General features: G+C 41.4%; 17 protein-coding genes. 8 read left to right on the forward strand and 9 right to left on the reverse strand.

What is annotated here, in order from left to right; all coding sequences use genetic code 11:
• The first annotated feature begins 261 nt into the window (after positions 1-261).
• The 5 genes from HCG49_RS15155 (at position 262) to HCG49_RS18765 (ending at position 4340) form a co-directional block, all read left to right on the forward strand.
• The gene (locus HCG49_RS15155) at positions 262-771 is read left to right on the forward strand and encodes an antitoxin Xre/MbcA/ParS toxin-binding domain-containing protein (protein WP_168470373.1); all 510 of its coding nucleotides are present in this window, start codon (positions 262-264) and stop codon (positions 769-771) included.
• Positions 771-1244: an RES family NAD+ phosphorylase gene (locus HCG49_RS15160; RefSeq protein ID WP_168470374.1), complete on the forward strand. Its 474-nt coding sequence runs from the start codon at positions 771-773 to the stop codon at positions 1242-1244. Before HCG49_RS15155 ends, HCG49_RS15160 begins: the two co-directional genes overlap by 1 nt.
• 151 nt (positions 1245-1395) lie before the next feature.
• On the forward strand, positions 1396-2322 hold the full coding sequence (gene nadA, locus HCG49_RS15165) for a quinolinate synthase NadA (RefSeq protein ID WP_168470375.1): 927 nt from the start codon (positions 1396-1398) through the stop codon (positions 2320-2322).
• Positions 2323-2326: 4 nt separating this feature from the next.
• Positions 2327-3922: an L-aspartate oxidase gene (gene nadB, locus HCG49_RS15170; RefSeq protein ID WP_168470376.1), complete on the forward strand. Its 1596-nt coding sequence runs from the start codon at positions 2327-2329 to the stop codon at positions 3920-3922.
• A 250-nt stretch (positions 3923-4172) separates the two neighbouring features.
• Positions 4173-4340, forward strand: a complete 168-nt coding sequence (locus HCG49_RS18765) for a DUF6747 family protein (protein WP_317167508.1) — start codon at positions 4173-4175, stop codon at positions 4338-4340.
• A gap of 257 nt (positions 4341-4597) precedes the next feature.
• Here HCG49_RS18765 and HCG49_RS15175 read toward each other — a convergent pair whose 3' ends face one another.
• The 3 genes from HCG49_RS15175 to HCG49_RS15185 form a co-directional block, all read right to left on the reverse strand.
• Positions 4598-5593: a DUF4837 family protein gene (locus HCG49_RS15175; RefSeq protein WP_168470377.1), complete on the reverse strand. Its 996-nt coding sequence runs from the start codon at positions 5591-5593 to the stop codon at positions 4598-4600.
• Between the two features lie 12 nt (positions 5594-5605).
• Positions 5606-7219 carry a lytic transglycosylase domain-containing protein gene (locus HCG49_RS15180; RefSeq protein ID WP_240938719.1) on the reverse strand — a complete coding sequence of 538 codons (1614 nt, stop codon included), beginning with the start codon at positions 7217-7219 and terminating at the stop codon, positions 5606-5608.
• A gap of 125 nt (positions 7220-7344) precedes the next feature.
• A complete protein-coding gene (locus tag HCG49_RS15185) occupies positions 7345-8535 on the reverse strand; it encodes a phosphoglycerate kinase (RefSeq protein ID WP_168470378.1) in 1191 nt (396 codons plus the stop codon).
• A 266-nt stretch (positions 8536-8801) separates the two neighbouring features.
• On the opposite strand from HCG49_RS15185, the gene holB reads away from it, so the two are divergent.
• Entirely contained in the window at positions 8802-9953 is a 1152-nt protein-coding gene (gene holB / locus HCG49_RS15190) for a DNA polymerase III subunit delta' (protein ID WP_168470379.1), read from the forward strand.
• Positions 9954-9982: 29 nt separating this feature from the next.
• Positions 9983-10378, forward strand: coding sequence for a DoxX family protein (locus HCG49_RS15195; protein WP_168470380.1), 396 nt, complete (start codon positions 9983-9985; stop codon positions 10376-10378).
• A gap of 935 nt (positions 10379-11313) precedes the next feature.
• Here HCG49_RS15195 and HCG49_RS15200 read toward each other — a convergent pair.
• The 6 genes from HCG49_RS15200 to HCG49_RS15225 all read right to left on the reverse strand — a co-directional run bounded on the left by HCG49_RS15200 (position 11314) and on the right by HCG49_RS15225 (position 19533).
• Complete coding sequence (locus HCG49_RS15200) at positions 11314-11820, reverse strand: OmpH family outer membrane protein (protein WP_168470381.1); 507 nt, start codon at positions 11818-11820, stop codon at positions 11314-11316.
• Between the two features lie 296 nt (positions 11821-12116).
• Positions 12117-12944 (reverse strand): class I SAM-dependent methyltransferase, encoded by an 828-nt coding sequence (locus HCG49_RS15205; protein WP_168470382.1) that lies wholly within the window; start codon positions 12942-12944, stop codon positions 12117-12119.
• Positions 12922-13470, reverse strand: a complete 549-nt coding sequence (locus HCG49_RS15210) for a hypothetical protein (protein ID WP_168470383.1) — start codon at positions 13468-13470, stop codon at positions 12922-12924. Before HCG49_RS15210 ends, HCG49_RS15205 begins: the two co-directional genes overlap by 23 nt.
• Before the next feature lie 354 nt (positions 13471-13824).
• On the reverse strand, positions 13825-15693 hold the full coding sequence (gene mnmG / locus HCG49_RS15215; RefSeq protein WP_168470384.1) for a tRNA uridine-5-carboxymethylaminomethyl(34) synthesis enzyme MnmG: 1869 nt from the start codon (positions 15691-15693) through the stop codon (positions 13825-13827).
• Positions 15694-15698: 5 nt separating this feature from the next.
• The gene (gene ybeY, locus HCG49_RS15220; RefSeq protein WP_168470385.1) at positions 15699-16118 is read right to left on the reverse strand and encodes an rRNA maturation RNase YbeY; all 420 of its coding nucleotides are present in this window, start codon (positions 16116-16118) and stop codon (positions 15699-15701) included.
• The gene (locus HCG49_RS15225) at positions 16111-19533 is read right to left on the reverse strand and encodes a hypothetical protein (RefSeq protein ID WP_168470386.1); all 3423 of its coding nucleotides are present in this window, start codon (positions 19531-19533) and stop codon (positions 16111-16113) included. Before HCG49_RS15225 ends, ybeY begins: the two co-directional genes overlap by 8 nt.
• Positions 19534-19791: 258 nt before the next feature.
• Here HCG49_RS15225 and gltX point away from each other — a divergent pair, with 258 nt between their 5' ends.
• Complete coding sequence (gene gltX, locus HCG49_RS15230; RefSeq protein WP_168470387.1) at positions 19792-21303, forward strand: glutamate--tRNA ligase; 1512 nt, start codon at positions 19792-19794, stop codon at positions 21301-21303.
• Positions 21304-21400 lie beyond the last annotated feature (97 nt).

A 21400-nucleotide genomic window follows, 5' to 3' on the forward strand; every position in this document is an offset into this window, starting at 1 on the left:
AATATAGGAAGAATGGCCCCTACCTCATATAGTGGCAAAGTATCCTTATTAAACCCTGATCAAAGAGAAAAACTCGTTATCTTTAATAATGAAATTAATATCTAAAACCGGTCAACGCTAATCAGGGAAGTACAAAACGGTCAACTCTCATCATGGAAGTTCATAAATCAGTTCTATTGTCATTAGGACTTAGCACTAATTTTTAATCAGAATATTGTTATTACAGTAAATTTGCTGTATCTTAACAGTAAATTGATTGTTATGGAGGTTAAAGACCAAAAATCAGAAAGCAAATCTTTTGATCCAAAAAAAAGTATCCAGCGTGCAAGAGCGGTTAGAAATAAAAAGGACCAAAAATGGTCTATTAAGACTCCCGGAAACACCTATGCTTGGAGTAGCAAAATGGACAGAGTTTCCCTTATAAGAGCAGGATTACCCTATGAATCTATTGAATTTATAAGCGATAAGTCAAATTTATCTATCAAACAGCTTTTGCATTTATTGGATATGCCCCAAACCACGTACAATAAAAGAAAGCGAGATAACCATCTATTAAGCGGGAGAGATAGTGAGATAATTTTAGTCTTAACAGAATTGTTAGAATTTGGTCTAGACGTTTTCAATGATGAAAAAGAAAAATTTCACCGTTGGTTACAAAAGCCCAATATTTCATTAGGCGGAGCTACGCCAATAAGTCTATTCGACTCCTTAACAGGAATCCAAGAAGTTAGAAATAGTTTAAATAGACTCGAATACGGAAACTTAGCGTAATGAGGGTCTTTAGAATAGAAAGAAAAAAATATCTTGAAACCACCTTAAAAGGCCTTGGAGCTGCTCGCTCCAATGGTTTCAGGTGGAACAGTCATAATACATTTTTAGTATACACCTCAGAGTCAAGGGCCTTAGCCACTTTGGAGGTTTCAGTACATCTTGATCTAAACGAAGATTTACCTACAGATCGCTATTATGTGGAGATTGATATCCCTGATGATATAGAAATATTAGAATTAAAAAATAAAGACTTACCTGAAAATTGGTATTCAAATCCTCCAATTCTTGAAACACAATTTATTGGTGATGATTTTGTGGCTGGCAATGAAGCTGCCGTTTTAAAAGTACCCAGTAGCATTGTAATGCCTGAATTTAATTATCTAATAAACCCAAATCACGCTGATTCTAAAAAAATTACAGTTGTTTCTAAAAAACCTTTGAAATTTGACCAACGTTTTAAACAAGTCAAATAAATTGAAAATATATAGTGCACCATACCCCCACCAAATAACATTCTTTCCTAAGTTATATTAAAGGACTTTTTTATCCTTTAATATGACTTTTGTCATTTTTTTAGCCTTCTAATGCCACTACTTTGCGCCTTTCAAAAATTCTTTAAGGGGTATGGATCTCAAGAACAAAATCACCAGGTTAAAACAAGAAAAGAACGCCATCATTCTGGCCCATTATTACCAACGTCCAGAAATTCAGGAAATCGCCGATTATGTGGGCGACAGCTTGGGGCTTTCCCAAAAAGCAGCCGATACCGATGCCGACATTATTGTCTTTGCAGGGGTCCATTTTATGGCAGAAACCGCAAAAATCCTGAATCCCACCAAAACCGTGCTTCTACCCGACCTAAAAGCGGGCTGTTCCTTGGCAGACTCTTGTCCCCCCGTCTCTTTCAAAAAGTTCAAAGAACAACATCCCGATCATTATGTGGTTACCTATATCAACTGCTCGGCAGAAATAAAGGCGATGAGCGATGTGGTCTGCACCTCTTCCAATGCGGTACAGATTGTAGATGCTATTCCAAAAGACCGGCCCATAATTTTTGCCCCGGACAGAAATCTAGGCAAATACGTCGCCCGAAAAACGAGGCGCGAACTATTGCTTTGGGATGGTGCCTGTGAAGTACACGAAGCCTTTTCGATCGACAAATTACTGACCCTATACCGGGAATATCCAAAGGCCAAAATAATCGTCCACCCAGAATCGGACGAACACCTGTTAACCATTGCTAATTTTATTGGGTCTACGGCCCAATTGATCGAATACGTCAAAAAATATCCCGAAAACGACTATATAGTGGCCACCGAGGCCGGAATTTTGCACAAGATGCAAGAGGCAGTACCAAATACCTTGCTGATTCCGGCTCCCGCCAAAGATGATAACAGCTGTGCCTGTAGCGAATGTGCCTTTATGAAAGTAAATACCCTGGAGAAAATTTACGATTGCCTGCGCCACGGAGCCCCGGAAATAAAGCTCCCCGAAGCCGTCATGGGCCCCGCCCTACTGCCCATTCAAAGAATGTTGGAACAATCAAAATAAGCCTATGGAAACCCATACTCTTGTTATTGGTTCCGGGGTAGCCGGACTCACCTTTGCCATTAAAATGGCCACGGAATTCCCCCATAAAAAGGTAACCATAGTCACCAAGGCAGCAAAAGGCGAGTCGAATACCAAATACGCCCAGGGCGGAGTGGCCGTAGTATCGGATTTAAAAGAAGATTCCTATCAGAACCATATTCAGGATACCTTAACCGCCGGAGATGGCCTATGCGATCCCGAAATCGTTGCTATGGTCGTAAAAGAAGGGCCATTGCGATTGGCGGAGCTGATCCGGTGGGGCGCCAATTTTGATCGTGATACATCGGGCAAGCTCAATTTAGGCAAAGAAGGTGGGCATTCGGAATACCGAGTGGTACATCATAAGGATGTCACCGGTTTTGAAATAGAAAGAGCGCTTCTGAAACGGATAGCCCTATTGCCAAACATAGCAATCCTACCCTATCATTTCACCGTCGATCTGATTACCGAACATCATTTCAATACCACCGATTCCTCCCCTACAAGCTGCTATGGCGCCTATGTGATGGACGAGAAAAGTGGCCATGTATTCCCCATAAAAGCAGCGAGTACCCTATTGGCTACCGGAGGAATGGGCCGGCTATATGGGCATACCACCAACCCATTGGTGGCCACAGGCGATGGTATTGCTATGGCCTACAGGGCCAAAGCAGATATTGAAGACATGGAATTCATTCAGTTTCACCCCACTGCCCTATACGAAGGCAAAGAAGGTCCGGCCTTCTTGATTTCGGAAGCCGTAAGAGGATTTGGAGCCTTTTTGCGCAACGGGAAAGGCGAAAGGTTTATGCCAAAATACCACCCCAAAGCAGAACTGGCCTCTAGGGACATCGTAGCACAGAACATCGATCGTGAATTAAAAAAATCTGGGGATACCCACGTTTTTCTAGACGTTAGCCATTTAGAAATGACAGGCTTTAAAAAGCACTTTCCCAATATTTATAAAAGGTGCCTAGAGGCCGGTTATGCCCTTGAAAAAGACATGATCCCGGTAGTGCCTGCAGCACATTACCTCTGTGGCGGAATTAAGGTAGACAGGCACGGCAAAACTTCTATCCGCAATTTATTTGCCTGTGGGGAATGTACTAGGACCGGCTTGCACGGCGCCAACAGATTGGCATCGAACTCTATATTGGAAGCCTTGGTATATGCCCATAATAGTTTTCTCTATCACAAGGCGAACCCACTGCAGCCCTCCCCTCTCTCCCTACCTCCTTGGAAGGACAATGGCAATCCTTTCCCCGATGATCAAAATGCCATCGAGCAACAATTAAAGGCACTACAAGCCTTAATGCGAACCTCCGTCGGGATCGTAAGAAGCCAAGAACAATTGAAGAAAGCCGAGGCACAATTGGCGAAGATATACCAAGAAGCAACCACCTTATACAACCACTCTAAAATGAGTCCGCCGCTTTGCGAATTGCGAAATATGGTGAACTTGGCACATTTGATCATTGGCCAGTCCTTGGAACGCACTACCAATAAAGGCGGCTATTATAACGTGGATTTGATTGGTAACACTGAAAAAATAAGAGATCGGGAGCCATTGTTGTGTCTATAAGATTCGACCGTCATTCACTGCCGAGAAAAGGCACTACAATTCGGCAGCTGTAAGTACGCCAAGTAGTAAAAATCTAAACAAGACTATCCTTATTTTATTTAGGAACAGCCTTGGCAAGCATCTTCATAAAACAAGGTTAAATGCCATCACCCCCTCCTATTGGCCGACCTTATACTCCCATCAACCAATTTATTTTCATGCCCTATTAATTCTCTATAGATTAAAGTATAATCCCTTAAAACGCAGCAATATGAAAAAAGTTTTACTCATTAAAGAAATTTATTTGGAAGCTTTTAAAAATCTAGGACATATTATCCTCAAACAGTATTTTAAGGCCTTTTCCATTTTTTGTTTCTGTTTAATCGCCCTTGTTATATACGCTTTCTTGTTTAGAGTCTTTACCGGATTCTCCTTTTAAAAACACTGGAAAGCCATGAACGAATTTAATAGCGCTTTGTTCTAGGACTTGGTGGGAATTCGCTTGTGCCCTAACGGAACCGTATTTACAACTGTTACCCCAGATGGCAACGGGGCTGATTTGGGAGTTTTAACGCGTATATTTCTTCCCTGCCACAAAGAATATTGCCGAACATATAATCACGCCTTAAAACGGCCTAAAAACAAGTATGGCGCCCATGGGGCGCCATACAAGTAAAGTGTTATAGATTATCTTACCTATTTTATATCATCGGTAAAGCGTAGTGTTCTTAGAATTGCTTCGAGTTCGAACATAAAATCCCTTTTCTCGGTAGCCGGGGCAAAGGTAAATCCTTCTATCACGATCTTGCGGTCGTTCTTTTCGTCGTTCACAATATAGGTCAGGAAAGGTCCGGCCATAGGATAGCCGTTAATTTCCCATATTCCTTTTACCTCGGCCGCTTTTCTTCCGCCGATCTCGGCAGGAAAAACATAAGGGGCAAAGGCCTTTTCTGTCATCATATAGGTAGTTTTTCCAGGAACATCGGGTCCGGGAATATATAATTGACCAATAGAATCGCGCATCCTTACGATATCTTTTACCAAAGTAGAATCGCTTTTAAACTGATTTCCGGGTACAGAATACGCAATAATGTTCATGGTTCCTTTTTGGATCTGCCTGTCTATCCAAACAAAGTTGTCCTCTTCTTTCCCCACCTTATAAATAGAAGGAATCGATAGGTTGATCCCAAATTTTTTCTCTAATACATTTTCCTTGTTAAGGGACTTTAAAAAACGCTTTTGGGCTTCTTGGATTTCGACGGATTTAAAGGCCTCGATAATTTCATCGGATTTGGCATCCAAATTTTTCATGATTTCTTCTTCGGTAGCTCCTTTGATCACCCCTACTTTTTGCGGCCTTGCATAAAGGTCGCTCTTAATATGGGCCAAATTCAAAGTATCCTTGGAGATGTACAAGACCGATCTTGTGTTGATAATAGTTCCGGAAAATACTTTGGAAGGCATCTGATTGATGGTAAAAAGAGGCTCTTCCCAAGAAAGCCCCAGAACAGGGGCCGCAAAATGCTCTCGTACCTTATCGCCTACTTCTCCTTCCCACAACTGGTTATCCATCACTACGGCCAAAGAATTAATGGCACCGATAGATTCTGGCAAATACTTTTTCTTCTCTTTGTTATCACAAGAAACAAGGGTCACAAAGACCAACAATAACAGCGTAAATTTTATTTTCATAGTAGTTTTTAATTACGAGGAACAATCGCACAATTTTAATTTTGTACCCGGTTTGATGTTGTTACCACTAATACCGTTCCATTTTCGTAAATTATCGATAGAAATTCCAGGATATTTTTTTGAGATGGTCCACAAGGAGTCTCCATTTCGCACCGTATGTACCTTATAGCCTGCGGAGGAGGTCGATTTTCCACTGTTGTTTACTACCGCTCCATTGGTTTTAGGATAGATCGTTAATCGCTGTCCTATTCTTAGATTATTACTTCTTAGACCGTTCCACGTTTTTATCTGGCTGATACTAACCCCATAACGGCCGGCAATTTTTCCTAGGAAATCGCCACTCTTAACCCTGTACCGTATCTGATCTTCGGCCTGCACTATTTGAGGCAATGGTTTCTCCTTTGCCTTCAATTCATTTTGTACAAAAGCATAAATGGCCTCCTCATTGGTCACAAATTTTCCCATGGCATCGACAGGCAAACGAAGGGCGTAGTTTTTACCCTTGACATAAGGAATAATCTTTAATTTATAGGACGGATTCAACAGTTCCAATTCTTCGACACTTACATTGACCAAATCCGAAATCTGATCGAAAGTAATGGTGCTTTTTACATGAATAGTATCGGTCTCAAAATAAGGGCGCTCAACCGGATTTCTTGTAAATCCGTGTTCTTCGGCATATTCAAAAATATACATGGTCGCTAAAAAAGCGGGCACATACCCTGCGGTTTCCCTAGGCAGGTTTCTTCTGATGTTCCAATAATTTTTATATCCGCCAGATCTTCTGATGGCTTTGTTGACATTTCCCGGTCCTGAGTTATAGGCCGCTAGGACCAAATCCCAGTCTTCAAAAACTCCGTATAATTTTTTAAGGTACAAACTCGCCGCTTGGGTCGATTTGATAGGGTCGCTCCTTTCATCGACATAACTGCTCACATTTAAATCGAACATTTTCCCGGTGGGATACATAAATTGCCAAAGTCCGGTTGCCCCTACCCTAGAACGGGCTTTTGGGTTTAAGGCCGATTCTACAATGGCTAAATATTTAAGTTCCAATGGCACATCCTGGTTGTCCAGTTCCTGTTCGAACATCGGAAAATAGAACTGACTGACCTTGAGCATGCGTTCCATTAGGCCCCTTCTGCGGGTCAGGAACATATTGATTACGTTCTCCAAAGAAGGGTTGTAACTGATATTGAAAGGTGTTTTTTGGTTCAGTGCCTTTAAACGGGCCTTTAGGCTATCGGTATGGACACTTAAGTAGTAGGTAGAATCTACCTCCATGGTCCTAATGTCCTCATAGATGATATCGAATAAAGAAGCGCTCTCGTACAGTTCTTTCATCCAAAGGCTATCATAGGCTGCCGCCCGGACATGGTCTTTTAGGTCATAAGAGGTTTGTCCCTTTAGAATTACCATAGGGTCGTCAGAAAGCTCCTCCTTAGATTCCATTTCTTCCATCAGCTCTCCCCCTTCCATATCCATTTCCAAGGTGTCGATTTCAACAGGCTTCACCTTTGCAATCGTACGCTTGTTCTTTGGAACGGCATCTTTTTCCTGGGCCATGGAGCTCCCAATAAAACCCAACGCCATCATACCCAGCAACATATATTTATATCCCCTCATAACTCTAATACTTTTAAAATTGGAGTAGCCAAAAACCGTTCCTTTTTTTAAATTATAAAATATATTTTAAAAAAGCGCAGCGATTTTTGGCTATCCTATAAACTCACCCCTAAAAAAGGCTGTAATTAATCTAAAATTGCAGCAATACCAGGAAGAACTTTCCCTTCAAGGCTCTCTAACATTGCACCACCACCGGTAGATACATAGCTCACCTTGTCTTCGAATCCGAATTGTTTTACTGCCGCGACAGAGTCTCCCCCACCAACTAATGAAAAAGCGCCTTTTTCGGTAGCTTCTACGATATAGTCACCAATGGCAATGGTACCTTTGGCAAAGCTTTCCATTTCAAAAACACCTACTGGTCCGTTCCATAAAATGGTTTTGGACTTTAGGATTACTTCCTTGAAAATTTCCAATGTTTTAGGACCGGCATCCAAACCTTCCCAACCTTCAGGAATAGTGGTTACATCTACGACCTGGGTCTTGGCATTGTTGTTAAAGTCGTCAGCAGCGATTACATCTACAGGAATATGCACCTGTACACCTTTTGCAGCTGCCTGTTTTAGGATATCCAAAGCAAGCTCCATTTTATCGTCCTCACAAATAGAGTTTCCTACTTTTCCTCCTTGTGCCTTGATAAAAGTATAGGTCATTCCCCCACCGATGATCAGGTGGTCTACCTTGTCCAATATGTTTTCTATAATGGTAATTTTTGAAGATACTTTAGAACCTCCTAAAATAGCGGTCACCGGTTTTTCGCCAGTACGCATAATTTTTTCGATAGCTTCTATTTCTTTGGCCAATAAGAATCCAAAACACTTTTTATCTTCAAAAAACTGGGCAATGATCGTTGTAGAAGCATGAGCTCTGTGCGCTGTTCCAAAGGCATCGTTTACATAAATATCGCCTAATTTTGACAATTGTTCTGCAAAAGCCTTATCTCCTTTTTCTTCCTCGGCATGGAACCGTAGGTTTTCTAACAACAATACTTCCCCGGTTTTCAATTCCGCAACTGCTTTTTCGGCTTCTGCACCTACACAATCAGCAACAAATTTTACGGTTACCCCTAGTACTTCAGATACCTTGTCACAAAGGTGTTTTAAGGACATATCCGCATTCACCTGGCCTTTTGGCCTACCCAAATGGCTCATCAGTACGGCACTACCGCCATCTTCTAACACTTTAATTATAGTAGGCTTGGCAGCTTCAATCCTATTATCGTCCGTTACGTTAAAATCTGCATCCAAAGGAACATTGAAATCTACTCGGATTAATGCCTTCTTACCTTTAAAATTAAAATCGTTGATGGTTTTCATATATAATATTGATTTTTAGAGAAACGCAAATGTAAAGATTTATGAGATGGGTGTAAAGCCACTTTGTCAATTATTTAGACATTCCTTTAGTAAACCTTCATTAAAAAATAAGAAATTACTTTTAATAGGCAGGTATTTCTTGTTTTTAACGGTCATTCTTCGGCTGCGCTCAGTACAGGTATCTAATTCGCATAACTGAATTCATAGTTGCCACAATTTTTCGGTCTTGCTCATTTCATAATTATTAAAACCGCTATATTTGAAGCATGCTATTTAAGGATATTTTAGGGCTTTCCCATATTAAAAATCATTTGACTTCCAGTACCGATGCCGGCCGTATACCACATGCCCAGCTTTTTGTTGGTCCCGAAGGTTGCGGAACCCTGCCATTGGCCATCAGTTATGCGCAATACATTCTCTGTGGAAATACGGGGGGTGAAAACGATAATGGCAATCAAGCTTGCAATGTAAAGGTCAATGCCTTGTCGCATCCCGACCTGCATTTTGTTTTTCCGGTTGCCAATTCCGAAAAAGTAAAGAGTCACCCCGTAAGCGACCTGTTTATACAAGAATGGCGACAGTTTGTTCAGGAACAACCCTACGGCAACCTTTTCGATTGGTATAAAACAATAGGAATAGAGAACAAACAAGGATTGATAGGGGTAGATGAGGCCCACGACATCGTAAAAAAATTAACCTTAAAATCCTATGAAGGAGGGTATAAGGTAATGATTATTTGGATGGCCGATAAAATGAATACCAGTGCGGCCAACAAGCTTTTAAAATTAATAGAAGAGCCTCCCCACAAAACTATCTTTATCCTAATTGCCGAAGAAGAGGAACAGATATTACAGACCATCCGGTCTCGCTGTCAGGTATTGCACTTCCCTCCCCTGGCCGAGGAGGATATTGCCCAAGCCTTGACCGAAAAAGGAATGAGCAGACAGGATGCCTTGGGGGTTGCCCATGAAGCCAATGGCAACTTTAACAAGGCCCTCGATTTTATGAACAACGAATCGGAGGATAAGGTGTTCGAAAAATGGTTTGTACAATGGGTGCGAAGTGCCTTTAAGGCCAAGGGAAACAAAGCGGCCATACACGACCTAATTGGCTGGAGCGAAGTGGTTGCCAAAACAGGTAGGGAAACCCAAAAGAAATTCTTGAAATACTGCCTGTCCGTAATGCGCCAAGCCCTATTGATCAACTACAATACGGAATCCCTGGCCTATATGCAAATACATGTGGAAGGGTTCCAGATCGAGAAATTTGCCCCCTTTGTGCACGGCAATAATATTCTGCCCATCGTTCAGGAATTGGAAGATGCCATTTACCATATTGAGCGCAACGGGAATTCTAAGATCATTTTAATGGACCTCTCCATTAAGCTCACCCGCCTCCTACATAAAAAAGCAGTATAATATAACCTAAAACCAAATAATTGAAGCTTATGGAATATTTGTACAACTACGCCACGGAATTGCTTTTATTACTTTTCCTATTTATAACTTTTGCCCAAAGCGCCATTGATAAAACCTTGGATTGGAAGGGCAATATAACATGGTTAAAAGGGCATTTTTCCCAGACGCCGGTTAAAAACATAGTGCCTGCATTATTGGCCATTGTACTGGTTACCGAAATATTTGCCGGAGTGCTTTGTATCCTTGGATTTTTCCAGATTGCCATTCAGGGCGAGAATACTTTGGCATTTTCCGGGGCGGTCATTTCTTGCCTAACTTTATTGATGTTATTGTTCGGGCAGCGCTTGGCCAAGGATTATGAAGGCGCCAAAACCATTGCCGTTTATTTTATCCCCGCTATATTTTTAGTGTTCCTATTGCAATAATACACTAAGAACCATTCGCAGGCCGGGAAGGCGACTATTTTAAGTTGCAATTAAAGAGCATATCTTTATTATCTAAACCCTTTCCCTAGGTTTTGCAAAAAGCGTAAGACAGGCTTTGTTGAGTTACCAAAAAGGTAGTTTGACAAAGCCTGTTTTTTATGCGAATAATTTTATAAAACGTAAACCTTTTCGCGGACTCCCTAGTGGCAACAAGGCTAAAGATGCTGCGGTACAATGGACAGGTATTTTGTGCCCCAGGACTTTATAGCTCATAGCATCGGGCAACTGATTAAAGAAGGATTTTTCCATTGCTCCTTGTCTATTGATTATTTGTCCATAGTTCCTTGAAAATAATTTGGGCGTTCCCCTAGCGGGTCAGGCCCTTGGCTATATCCCTTGCGATGCTGCGGGGATGCCGCCGCGGTCCTTAACGCGACATTCAATAAACAATTATCAAGGAAACAACTTTTTAATGTTACCATTAGAAAATGAGCTCACTTCAATATTTGTACATGGTTATTGGTGAATATGGGGGTATTGTTATTACCTCGATAACAAGATAACCTTATAACTGAAATCTTTGTTTATTGAAATTGGCTTTCTCTGTTTCAGCACTCCAATTCATAGTTATACAGTCTATTCTCTCTTCTCTTTTCTTTCTTCCAATTGCTTATTGCTTATTGTACATTGATTTAGCCCCTTACTACAAATGCAAGTCGTTGCATTTCCAAAGCGGTCCTCTCTTTTCTCTTTTCTCTCTTCTCTCTTCTCTCTTCTCTCTTCTCTTTTATCCAATTGCTAATTCGTCCACTTAAAAAGCGCTCCCTTAGGGAACGCCCCAAAAATAACCGTACAATTTACAGCTCTTGTTACTACAAAAAAAAAGTCCCGACAACCAGGTTATCGGGACTTTAGTATTTAGAAAAAATTACGTTTTACTTCTTGTAATTTTCGTTTAATATTTTCACGACCGCATCGGTTACATCATTGGCGTCCGTTCCGTAAAGAACACTACCGCCTTCGCCCCCGCTCAAAATAAACGAGTATCCGTTTGCTTTTCCGTAGGCCTTGATTTCTCTTTTTACATTGCTTACCAAGCTATCCATTTCTACCTGGCCCTGCATTTGTAACTGCTGCTCTTCTTGCTGCAATTGCTGCCCTATTATCTGACTGCGTTGTTGCAACTTTCCGTATTCTTCTTGAGCTTTGGCTTGAGACATTTTTTCTGCCCTGCCCTGAAAATCCTGTGCCTCTAACTGAAACGCCTGTGAGATACTATCCCTCTTTTTTCCAAAAGCTTCCGACTTCGTTTTAAACCTGGCTTCGATATCTAATTTCTCCTTATAGGATTCCATCAACTTCACATTATCTACAAAACCTATTTTTTCTTGTTGGCACGATGCGAAACCGATTAGGGCCATTACCAAAACTATTTTTTTCATTTTAACTTTATTTATAAATTTTATCAAAAATAGAAAAGGTTTTTTAATAACTGGAAAAATTATTGGCAATCCTTCATCCTTTTAATTTTTTGGTTGCTGCATTCCAAATGAAGGGCACCCCTCAAAAACAGCCCTGAAACTATTATAACAAAAACCTATGGTAACCCCATGGTTCCATAAGCCTTAGGTATAAAGATCGGCCTTTTAATACACTTGTTTTAAGCGGAATCTCAATTTTTTAATATTCCTATATCTCCCCTTAGTAGAAAATCGCGCAAAAGGGCTTAAAATGCGTTTTAGCTCCTTTTTAGGACATATATAAGGGAAGAATACTCTTTGGTGCGCATAGCGGACAGATTAGACCAGAGTCCGACCAAAAATGCCTTGATCGGGTTTTGTTTTCCCGACTTGTATTTTTCAGAAAGCAAGGAAACATAAAAGGCGTCGAATATCATGGGCTTGGTTTTTACCACTTCCATTCCTTGGGCAGAAAAAAGTTGCCGTATACTTTGTCTAGAAAAATGCCAAAGGTGTCTGGGCACATCATAGGCCGCCCAATATTTTTTATAGTGGGCCGCATCATAGGATTTAAAATTGGGCACGGCGATTACCAAGGTACCGGTCTCGGAAAGGAGCCCGACCAATTGTTGAATCTGTTCTTCCAAGTTGGGCAAATGCTCCAACACATGCCAAAGGGTGATGAGTTCGTATTTTTTCCCGGGCAACGCCCCTAGCTCGCTATAGAGTGTCAATCCTTTTTCTGCGGCTTTCGCTTTTGCCAGATCGCTAGGCTCTACTCCGTCTGTCTCCCAGCCGTGTTTTGTTGCCAGGGCCAAAAAATCGCCCGTCCCCGCCCCTACATCCAAGACCGATTTCTTATCGCCGGCATAAGAAGTAATGAGGGCAAGCTTGCGATCTAGGTTGTACCCTTTGACGGCCTGGTACATTTTTTCGAACCAATTGTTCTTGGCATCGGTATGGGAAATATAATCTTGGCTCTCGTAATACTTGGCCAGGTTTTCTGGTTGGGGTTCCGTCACCAGCATGTCCTTTTCCAGATCGTGCATTAATTGAAACTGTTCTCCCGTTAGGGTATAATCTTCACTGTTTAAATAAAACTTCATGGTTCTGCTGCGTGACTAAATATTCGTTCTTCAGATTACGAAGATACTTTAAAACGACAGTTCTTGAAAGCGAATTTTCAAGCAGGCAATCTTCTTCAAAATCGCTGTAGACTTCTATCCCGATATAGTAATTATCCTTCCTAATTTCTTCCGGATCCCTTTCTTCCCCCTCTTGGATATTTAGGGCTGCGTTAAAGAAGGAATCGAACAGCAAGGGAAAGAAATTTATATGCTTGGTCGGAATCTGAATTTCATAAAAGGAAAAGAAATATTGATCTTGAGCAATGGTAAATGGAACGTCGTCCATCACATTTTCGTCCCCTAGTTGAAACTTGGAATTGACAAAATTATAAAATGCAGTAGCCTCTTTTGGATCTTGGAATAAAAACAACTGCCGCTTGGGCAAGCCACGTTTAAATTTCTTCCCTTGGCTAATTTTATAGTCTTCTATCCTCGGGGCAATCCGCAAAGGGATACAGGAAAAACACAGACCCCCTATCAATAAAACTAGCAGTATTCTTTTCATAGGTAGTTCCTATTTGTTTTTTTATCGGCCCTATGTCATTCGCATATCCTTGGCCCTGTTTTGGACCGGCTATCGGTCGTGCTCATTTTATAATGGCAGCTTAAAATCGCCCATCAACAAAGAGCGAAATACCCGTTTGAAAAAGGTCGCCATCCCCTCTTCTTCCGCACCGTTTCCAATGGAAATATCCCCACAAAAACCAAGCCGTAAAAAAGGGCATTTACTTCCTTTTAAAAGTAAACACCCTTCTTATTAAAGTGGTCTTATCGGGCTTTAAAAAGCACCGAACACCATATGTTGTTTCAGCAATGTTCCACGTGGAACATTGTAAAATGCTCTACGCCTCCTTCCTTATTATCGGCCCATAAAGACCAACAAAACGCTGATATCGCTAGGAGATACTCCGCTTATTCTGGACGCCTGTGAAATACTCACCGGACGTATGCTCTGCAGTTTTTCGCGCGCTTCGAACGACAGGGACTTAAGTTTGGTGTAATCAAAATCCTCAGGGATTTTGATATTCTCCAAGCGCTGAAGCTTGTCCGCATTGTTCTTTTCCTTGGCGATATAACCCGAGTATTTTACCTGAATTTCTGCCTGCTCCATCACCTCTCTGTTCAGTTCATTTTCCTTCACAAAAGAGGATACCGAGTCTAACTGCATCATGTGATCCATGGTTACCCTTGGCCTGGAAAAAACCTTAAATAACTTGTCCGGTTGCTTCACTGTAGAAGACTCCACACTCTCTAAAATCGGATTTATTTCGTCCGGTTTAAAACTGGTTTCCCTAAAGAAATTCACGAAAGATTCGGATTTTGCCTCCTTCTCCTCCATTCTTTCCAAGCGTTCTTTAGTGGCCAATCCAATTTCAAAACTCTTTGGTGTTAATCTTAAGTCGGCGTTATCCTGACGTAAAAGGGTACGGTATTCTGCCCTAGAAGTAAACATTCTATACGGCTCTTCGGTACCTTTTGTAATCAGATCATCTATCAAAACACCAATATACGCCTCGTCTCTTTGTAGCACAAAAGGATCTTTTTCGTGCACTTTTAGGTGGGCATTTATACCTGCCATCAACCCTTGGGAAGCGGCCTCTTCATATCCTGTGGTACCATTAATCTGTCCCGCAAAAAACAGGTTCTCTATAGATTTGGTCTCCAGGGTATGCTTCAATTGTGTAGGTGGAAAGTAGTCGTATTCTATGGCGTATCCAGGTCTAAAGAACTTGACGTTTTCGAATCCACGAACAGACCTCAATGCTTTAAACTGCACATCTTCGGGCAAGGAAGTAGAGAAGCCGTTTACATAAACTTCCACCGTATTCCATCCCTCTGGTTCTACAAAAAGCTGATGGCTATCCTTGTCCGCAAAACGGTTGATCTTATCTTCTATAGAAGGACAATATCTAGGCCCTAAACTCTTAATTCTACCGTTGAACATAGGGGACCTATCAAAGCCTTCGCGCAACAAATCGTGCACCAAAGCAGAGGTATGCGACATATGGCAATCGCGCTGATGTGTCAGGGCCTTGGTATCCATATAGGAGAATTTCTCGGGCACAACATCTCCTGGCTGTGGTATCATCACCGAATAATCTAGCGATCTTCCATCTACTCTAGGAGGCGTTCCCGTCTTCATTCTTCCACTTTCGAACCCTAAAGATGTTAGCTGTTCCGTGATTCCGGTTGCGGCCTTTTCTCCGGCCCTACCCCCGCCAAACTGCTTGTCGCCAATATGGATAAGCCCGTTTAAGAAGGTACCATTGGTAAGGACAACCGACTTGGATCTTATTCGCAGACCAAGGGAGGTAACCACCCCCGCTACCCGATCGTTTTCTATGATCAGCCCGGAAACCATATCCTGGTAGAAATCACAATTCGGGGTGTTTTCCAATGCTATTCTCCATTCTTCTGCAAAGCGCATTCTATCGCTTTGGGCACGTGGACTCCACATGGCAGGCCCTTTGCTTTTGTTCAGCATTTTAAACTGAATGGCACTTTTATCGGTAATAATACCGCTGTAACCGCCCAGAGCATCGATCTCTCGAACGATCTGTCCTTTGGCAATTCCGCCCATGGCCGGGTTACAGGACATCTGTCCTATATTCTGCAGGTTCATGGTCACCAACAAGGTGCTAGAACCCATATTCGCAGCAGCTGCCGCCGCCTCGGCTCCGGCATGTCCGCCACCAACTACTATAACGTCGTACTGTGTATCAAACATAATCTCTAATGTTCCACGTGGAACAATTTAATTTTTTCGTTTTCTTTTTCTCTCATCAAAGCGGCCTCCTGCTCGCTTTTATCCTTATACCCCAAAAGATGCAGCACCCCATGGGCCATAACCCTCAACAACTCCTGATCAAAATCGACCCCGTATTCCTTAGCGTTCTCCCGCACCCTTTCCACGGAGATAAAAATGTCCCCAGAAATACTGCTGCCCTCGCTGTACTGAAAGGTAATGATATCGGTATAGGTGTCGTGATCTAGATACTCCTGATTAATTTTCAAGAGGTATTCGTCATCGCAAAAAATGTACTCCAAGGGCCCACAAGAACTGTTTTCCGAAGCCACTATTTGGGTCAACCAATCCGCATATTGCTCCTTGTTAGGGATACTAAACTCGCACTCGTAATGAAAATCAATCATCTGTCTTAAAATATTCCTTTACCTTATTTTGAAAATGTTGCTGCAAAGGTAATGCTTGTCTATTTAAAATTTCTATTTCCTGACGATAATTCTCTAGGAATGAGGGTTTGGTAAGTAGCGGATTCTGAAAGCTTTTGGTGTTTGTAGTGCTTTCTCGTTCCTTCTTTTGCCCTTGGCGCTGGGCAGCATTTTCCATTTTTAGCAGTTCGTAGTTCAATTGCCCCATTTTGTTCATGGTTTTTGGGGTGAGCCCGTTTTCTAAAAGACTGTTCTGAAAATCTTCCATTTGTTTTAATATTTTCTCCCCTAATTGACGTTCGTCATTATTGATCAGGTCCTTTAATTGCTTTTCAAAAGCCTCACGAATTCGCTGTTGCTCCTTATAAATTTCATACAGTTCCCCTAATTGTTCATCGCCCATTTCGCCCGTTCCAGCACCTCCGGGAGGCTTCCCGTTTTTGCCATTTTTACCCTTTTCCTGCCCTTCTTTTCCATCATTGTTTCCTTTGCCATTTTCCCCAGACCCTCCTTCTTTCTCCGATTCTCCCTTGCCCTGGGTGCCATTTCCCCCGGGCTTTGGATTGCTCCCCTGCCCCATTTGAGACATCTTTTCTTTTAATTCTTCCTGACTTTTTATGATATCTGGCAACTGCATATCTCCGGCCCCTTGTCCTTTCCCAGAGCCAGCTTTCAGATTGTCCTGCATATTATCTAGCATATTCGCCAAGAAATCGGACAAACTATTGGCCGCATTCAACACGTATTTTTGAAAAGAACCCCCTTCGAACATTTGACTATCGGCCATACTTTCCAATGCCCTATCGGTATTGTAATACACTTCGGTGATTTGTTCGTTCACGAATTCAGCGATTTCCGCCTGTCTTAAAGAGAGGGCAAAAAGACTATCATCTACATGTACAAACAGTTCCCGTAATTCCTGTTGCTCCTTCAGTTTGCCCATAAAGAAACTACTTTCCCTGTCCGAGCGTCCCAAACCGTTATACAACAGTTCTTGCTTAAAGGAAAAGGTGATTAGATTGTCCAAGATCTGTCGCAACATTTCGGCATCCTCGGCCAGGGTTTCGCCTCCGCTTCCCGAGGCAGATTCCTGCATCCCCTTGCTCATTTCCTTCATTTTCTGAGCAGCGGATTGTTGTTTTTTGGTAATCTTGTCTGCAGAAGAATTGGTAGCATCTGGAGAACTATCAGGTGCTTTGTCCCCTAATTTCTCCAATTCATCCAAGGCTTCTTTCATGTCCTTCTTCACCCCTTCCTCCTTCTCCTTTTCAAATCCCAAGGGCATCGGTTTTTGTAAACTTTGGTTGTCTTTTTTAAGTTCTTCCATTTCCTTGCTAAGGGCATCGAACTTTTCGTTCAATCTCTTTTGTCGTTCATCCCTTAGTTTTTCGAACAGTGTTTTTTCGGATAATAGCTGTTGCTCTTCCGCCAATTTTTCCAAATCTTTGGATATTTGTAGTGCCTTTTCACTTACATAATACCGTTTGGTCAGTTCTAGCAACTGCTCTAAATTACGTTCCCTGTTTTTCTGTTTCTTCCCTAATTCCTCCAAACGCTGGGTAAGTTCTTCCTTGGAAATCTTATCGGCAATTTTCTTAAGCTCTTCCAGTAGTTTTTCATTTTTCTGAGCCTCCTTTTCTTGACGTTCCAAACGCTCCTGTAACAATTTATTTAACTTGGCATCCCGCCCTGCTTTCTCCAGGTTATCCTTTAATTCCTTGCTAAATTTTTGCATTAAATTTTCCTGTTCTTCCTGCTTCCGAAGAAAATCTCGAACCTTGTTTTTATCATTAAACCCAAGCTGACTTTTTTCTTTTTGTTCCTTCTCCATTTCTTTTAGGGCAGCATCTTGTTGTTTAAAGTTATCCAAGGTATGATCCATTTTATCAATAATATCTTGCCGTACTGCCAATGCCCTATTCTGTAACTCACTACTATCTAGTACTTTCATTCTAAAGACTTGACTCTTAGCAGTTTTACCACCGTGTAGCTGATCATTATCTTTAACTTCAAAATAAAAAGAATACAATTCCCCCTCTTTTAAGCTCAAACCAGCCGGAAAAGTGTAGTAAAACTGCTCATAATTCTTATTTGGTTTACCCAATTCTAACCGTTGTTGGGCATCTTTATTGGTATCTGGATAGCAAACCAAGCTGAGACTACTAATTTTATAATCATCGGTAGATTCTCCTATATAGTACCGGATATTTGGTTGCAAGGAATCGAGCACTTCCTTTACTTTTATCCTTGGAAAAGCATCTTTGAGCACTGAAAACCGAAAGCCAAGAGATTCATAATACCGAACGTTCTCATTAGAGGTGACCACCTCATAATCCATATCGGAATAGACCTTTTTTGCATAGCTGAATACTTTTCCGTTTTTGTTAAAAGCAACAGTACTATCGGCTGTCCTTAAGTTAATCCGCTCGGTATTTTCTCCACGGATAGCCCATTTTACCTCGGTCCCTTCAGGAAAAGTCGCATTTCCCGTGCTCAGCAAAGTGTCGTTGCGCTTCTCCAAATATCTAGGATATTGCAAGACCATCCTAAAGTCTTCTATAGAGGGCACCTTTAATACCTTTAGTTGGTATTCTTGCGATTTTATACCATTTGCTTTAAAGTAAAAATCAAGGCTTTCAAAAGGAGGCGTCATCACATATTTAAAAACATCCTTTTCCTTTTGCAGCACCACTTCCCTATTTCCCATAACCAAGGATACATTTTCTGGTTTTATATTTCCAACCGTCGTAACCGATAAAATATACTCTTTGGTTTCATAGACTTCCAGGCTATCGGATAACAGCCTAAACTCAAAAGGTGCTGGAGGTGCATAGGCCATGTCGTAATTGACTACGCGTTTATAAGAATCAAAATAGGAAACAATATCCCCAGACACCCACATCAACAACAAAAGAACAAAGGGTACCAAAAGGTATTTAGCATTTTTAAAACTATCTTTAATCTGAATGGCCTTGGAAAAAGGAATCGGGGCCAAATTATTGGCTCGTTGCTCTATACTGGCCAATAATAAATCGGACTGTTCGGTATTTTCTGCCAGGTCCAATAAATTGTACAACTTATCATCTACTTCAGGAAAATGTTTCCCTATCAGTAGAGAGGCCTCTTTATCGCTTAATCCTCTTTTAATTTTAAACAAATAGAATAATGGGGTCAGCACCAGTTTAAACAACAGAAAACCTTCTACCCCAAGAAATATAAGCAGCAAAAGCAGTCGGCCGGTAGAGCCCAACCATAAGAAGTACTCCACCCCTAAAATTACCAACATAAAAAGCACGCCAAAGGCAATAAAAAGCAATCCACCCTTTACCAATATTTTGGTATAGTATTTAGTCGTAAAGGCATTTAGCTTTTTTAAGATGTTATGGTATGTAGTCAAAACAATAATTATTTTACACCAAGTTACAGCATAGTACAAAGATTTACATCAAAATACTGTTAAAAAGCAGCTATTCGCAGCTAGATAGAAGCTAAGGCGAGCATCCCTTTTTTTACTCTCTCTAAAAAACAATCGATTTTTGTTCCTAGCACCACTCCTTCCCTACCCTTTTAAAAAACCACAACATACCGAGTATATCTTGTATCCTCTTTGGGAGTTACGGGGCTTGCACTATCTTTGCGTACAAAATTAAAGTCTATGAGTAAGAAAGTACGTGTTCGTTTTGCACCCAGCCCAACCGGAGCGCTGCACATCGGTGGCGTTCGAACCGCCCTATTTAATTATCTCTTTGCTAAAAAACACGGAGGAGATTTTATCCTTAGAATAGAAGATACCGACCAAAATCGCTATGTAGAAGGAGCGGAACAATATATTATAGATGCCCTAAACTGGTGTAATATTCCGTACGACGAAGGTCCAGGAAAAGAAGCCGGATTTGGTCCTTATAGACAAAGTGAACGCAAGGATCTATATAAAAAATATGCGGACATACTGATCGAGAAAGGACATGCCTATTACGCCTTTGACACTGCAGAAGCCTTAGATGAGAACAGAAAGGAATACGAGGTCAACGGCAAGACTTTTATCTATAATTGGCACAATCGCTTACAGCTGTCCAACTCCCTTTCCTTAAGTAAGGAAGAAACCCAGGAAAAATTGGCTTCTGGCGAAGCATACGTCATCAGGTTTAAATCGCCACAAGACCAAAAATTACATCTAAAAGACCTTATTAGGGGTAGTATACATATAGACACCAATATTTTGGACGACAAAGTATTGTTTAAAAGCGACGGAATGCCTACCTATCACCTAGCTAATATTGTCGACGATCACCTTATGGAAATTACCCATGTTATCAGGGGTGAAGAATGGCTTCCTTCTATGGCATTGCACCAACTGCTTTACAGTGCTTTTGACTGGGAGGCTCCAGAATTTGCCCATTTACCTTTAATTATGAAACCCGTAGGCAAGGGTAAATTGAGTAAAAGGGACGGGGAGAAATTAGGATTTCCAGTATTTCCACTTTCTTGGAAAGATGCCAAAGGGTACCGCGAAGAAGGGTATTTCCCTGAAGCCGTTGTTAACTTTTTGGCCCTTTTGGGATGGAACCCTGGTACGGAGCAGGAAATTTTCAGCCTAGAAGAACTCACTGATATCTTCAGTATAGAAAGGGTAAACAAATCAGGAGCTCGCTTCGACCCAGATAAGACCAAATGGTATAATCAGCACTATATGCAAGAAAAAAGCAATGCTTCCCTCGCAGAGGCCTTCAAACCGATTTTAGAAGCCAAGAACTTACCGATAGCCGACGACCGTACATCCGAGGCGTATATGACCCAAGTGATCGCCTTAATTAAGGAACGCGCAGGCTTTATAGCCGATTTATGGGACTTAAGCGACTACTTTTATGTTGCACCAAATACCTATAACGAAAAAGCCGTTAAAAAGCAGTGGAAGGAAGATACCGCGGACATTATGGGACAATTGGTAGTTGTCTTGGAAGGCATCACCGATTTTAGTTCTGCCAATGTAGAAACGGTTGTAAAAGAGTGGATCGCAGCACAAGAACTTTCTTTTGGGAAGGTGATGCCACCACTTAGATTAGTGATTGTTGGAGATATGAAAGGTCCTCACATCTTCGATATCGTTGCTATGATAGGGAAGGAAGATAGTATACAAAGAATAAAAAATGCTATCGCTGCCCTATAATAACAGGCAAAAGAAACTTTAATACTTTTATATAAACTGGTAGGCGGTATACACTTTACAGCCTACCAGTTTTTTTTATACCACATAGAATAAAATA

The organism is Arenibacter sp. 6A1 (assembly GCF_012272855.1).
Classification (GTDB): Bacteria; Bacteroidota; Bacteroidia; order Flavobacteriales; family Flavobacteriaceae; genus Arenibacter.

Coding starts and splice junctions, on each gene's coding strand:
- HCG49_RS15155 (WP_168470373.1), top strand. CDS start 262: ATGGAGGTTAAAGACCAAAAATCAGAAAGCAAATCTTTTGATCCAAAA.
- HCG49_RS15160 (WP_168470374.1), top strand. CDS start 771: ATGAGGGTCTTTAGAATAGAAAGAAAAAAATATCTTGAAACCACCTTA.
- nadA (WP_168470375.1), top strand. CDS start 1,396: ATGGATCTCAAGAACAAAATCACCAGGTTAAAACAAGAAAAGAACGCC.
- nadB (WP_168470376.1), top strand. CDS start 2,327: ATGGAAACCCATACTCTTGTTATTGGTTCCGGGGTAGCCGGACTCACC.
- HCG49_RS18765 (WP_317167508.1), top strand. CDS start 4,173: ATGAAAAAAGTTTTACTCATTAAAGAAATTTATTTGGAAGCTTTTAAA.
- HCG49_RS15175 (WP_168470377.1), bottom strand. CDS start 5,593: ATGAAAATAAAATTTACGCTGTTATTGTTGGTCTTTGTGACCCTTGTT.
- HCG49_RS15180 (WP_240938719.1), bottom strand. CDS start 7,219: ATGAGGGGATATAAATATATGTTGCTGGGTATGATGGCGTTGGGTTTT.
- HCG49_RS15185 (WP_168470378.1), bottom strand. CDS start 8,535: ATGAAAACCATCAACGATTTTAATTTTAAAGGTAAGAAGGCATTAATC.
- holB (WP_168470379.1), top strand. CDS start 8,802: ATGCTATTTAAGGATATTTTAGGGCTTTCCCATATTAAAAATCATTTG.
- HCG49_RS15195 (WP_168470380.1), top strand. CDS start 9,983: ATGGAATATTTGTACAACTACGCCACGGAATTGCTTTTATTACTTTTC.
- HCG49_RS15200 (WP_168470381.1), bottom strand. CDS start 11,820: ATGAAAAAAATAGTTTTGGTAATGGCCCTAATCGGTTTCGCATCGTGC.
- HCG49_RS15205 (WP_168470382.1), bottom strand. CDS start 12,944: ATGAAGTTTTATTTAAACAGTGAAGATTATACCCTAACGGGAGAACAG.
- HCG49_RS15210 (WP_168470383.1), bottom strand. CDS start 13,470: ATGAAAAGAATACTGCTAGTTTTATTGATAGGGGGTCTGTGTTTTTCC.
- mnmG (WP_168470384.1), bottom strand. CDS start 15,693: ATGTTTGATACACAGTACGACGTTATAGTAGTTGGTGGCGGACATGCC.
- ybeY (WP_168470385.1), bottom strand. CDS start 16,118: ATGATTGATTTTCATTACGAGTGCGAGTTTAGTATCCCTAACAAGGAG.
- gltX (WP_168470387.1), top strand. CDS start 19,792: ATGAGTAAGAAAGTACGTGTTCGTTTTGCACCCAGCCCAACCGGAGCG.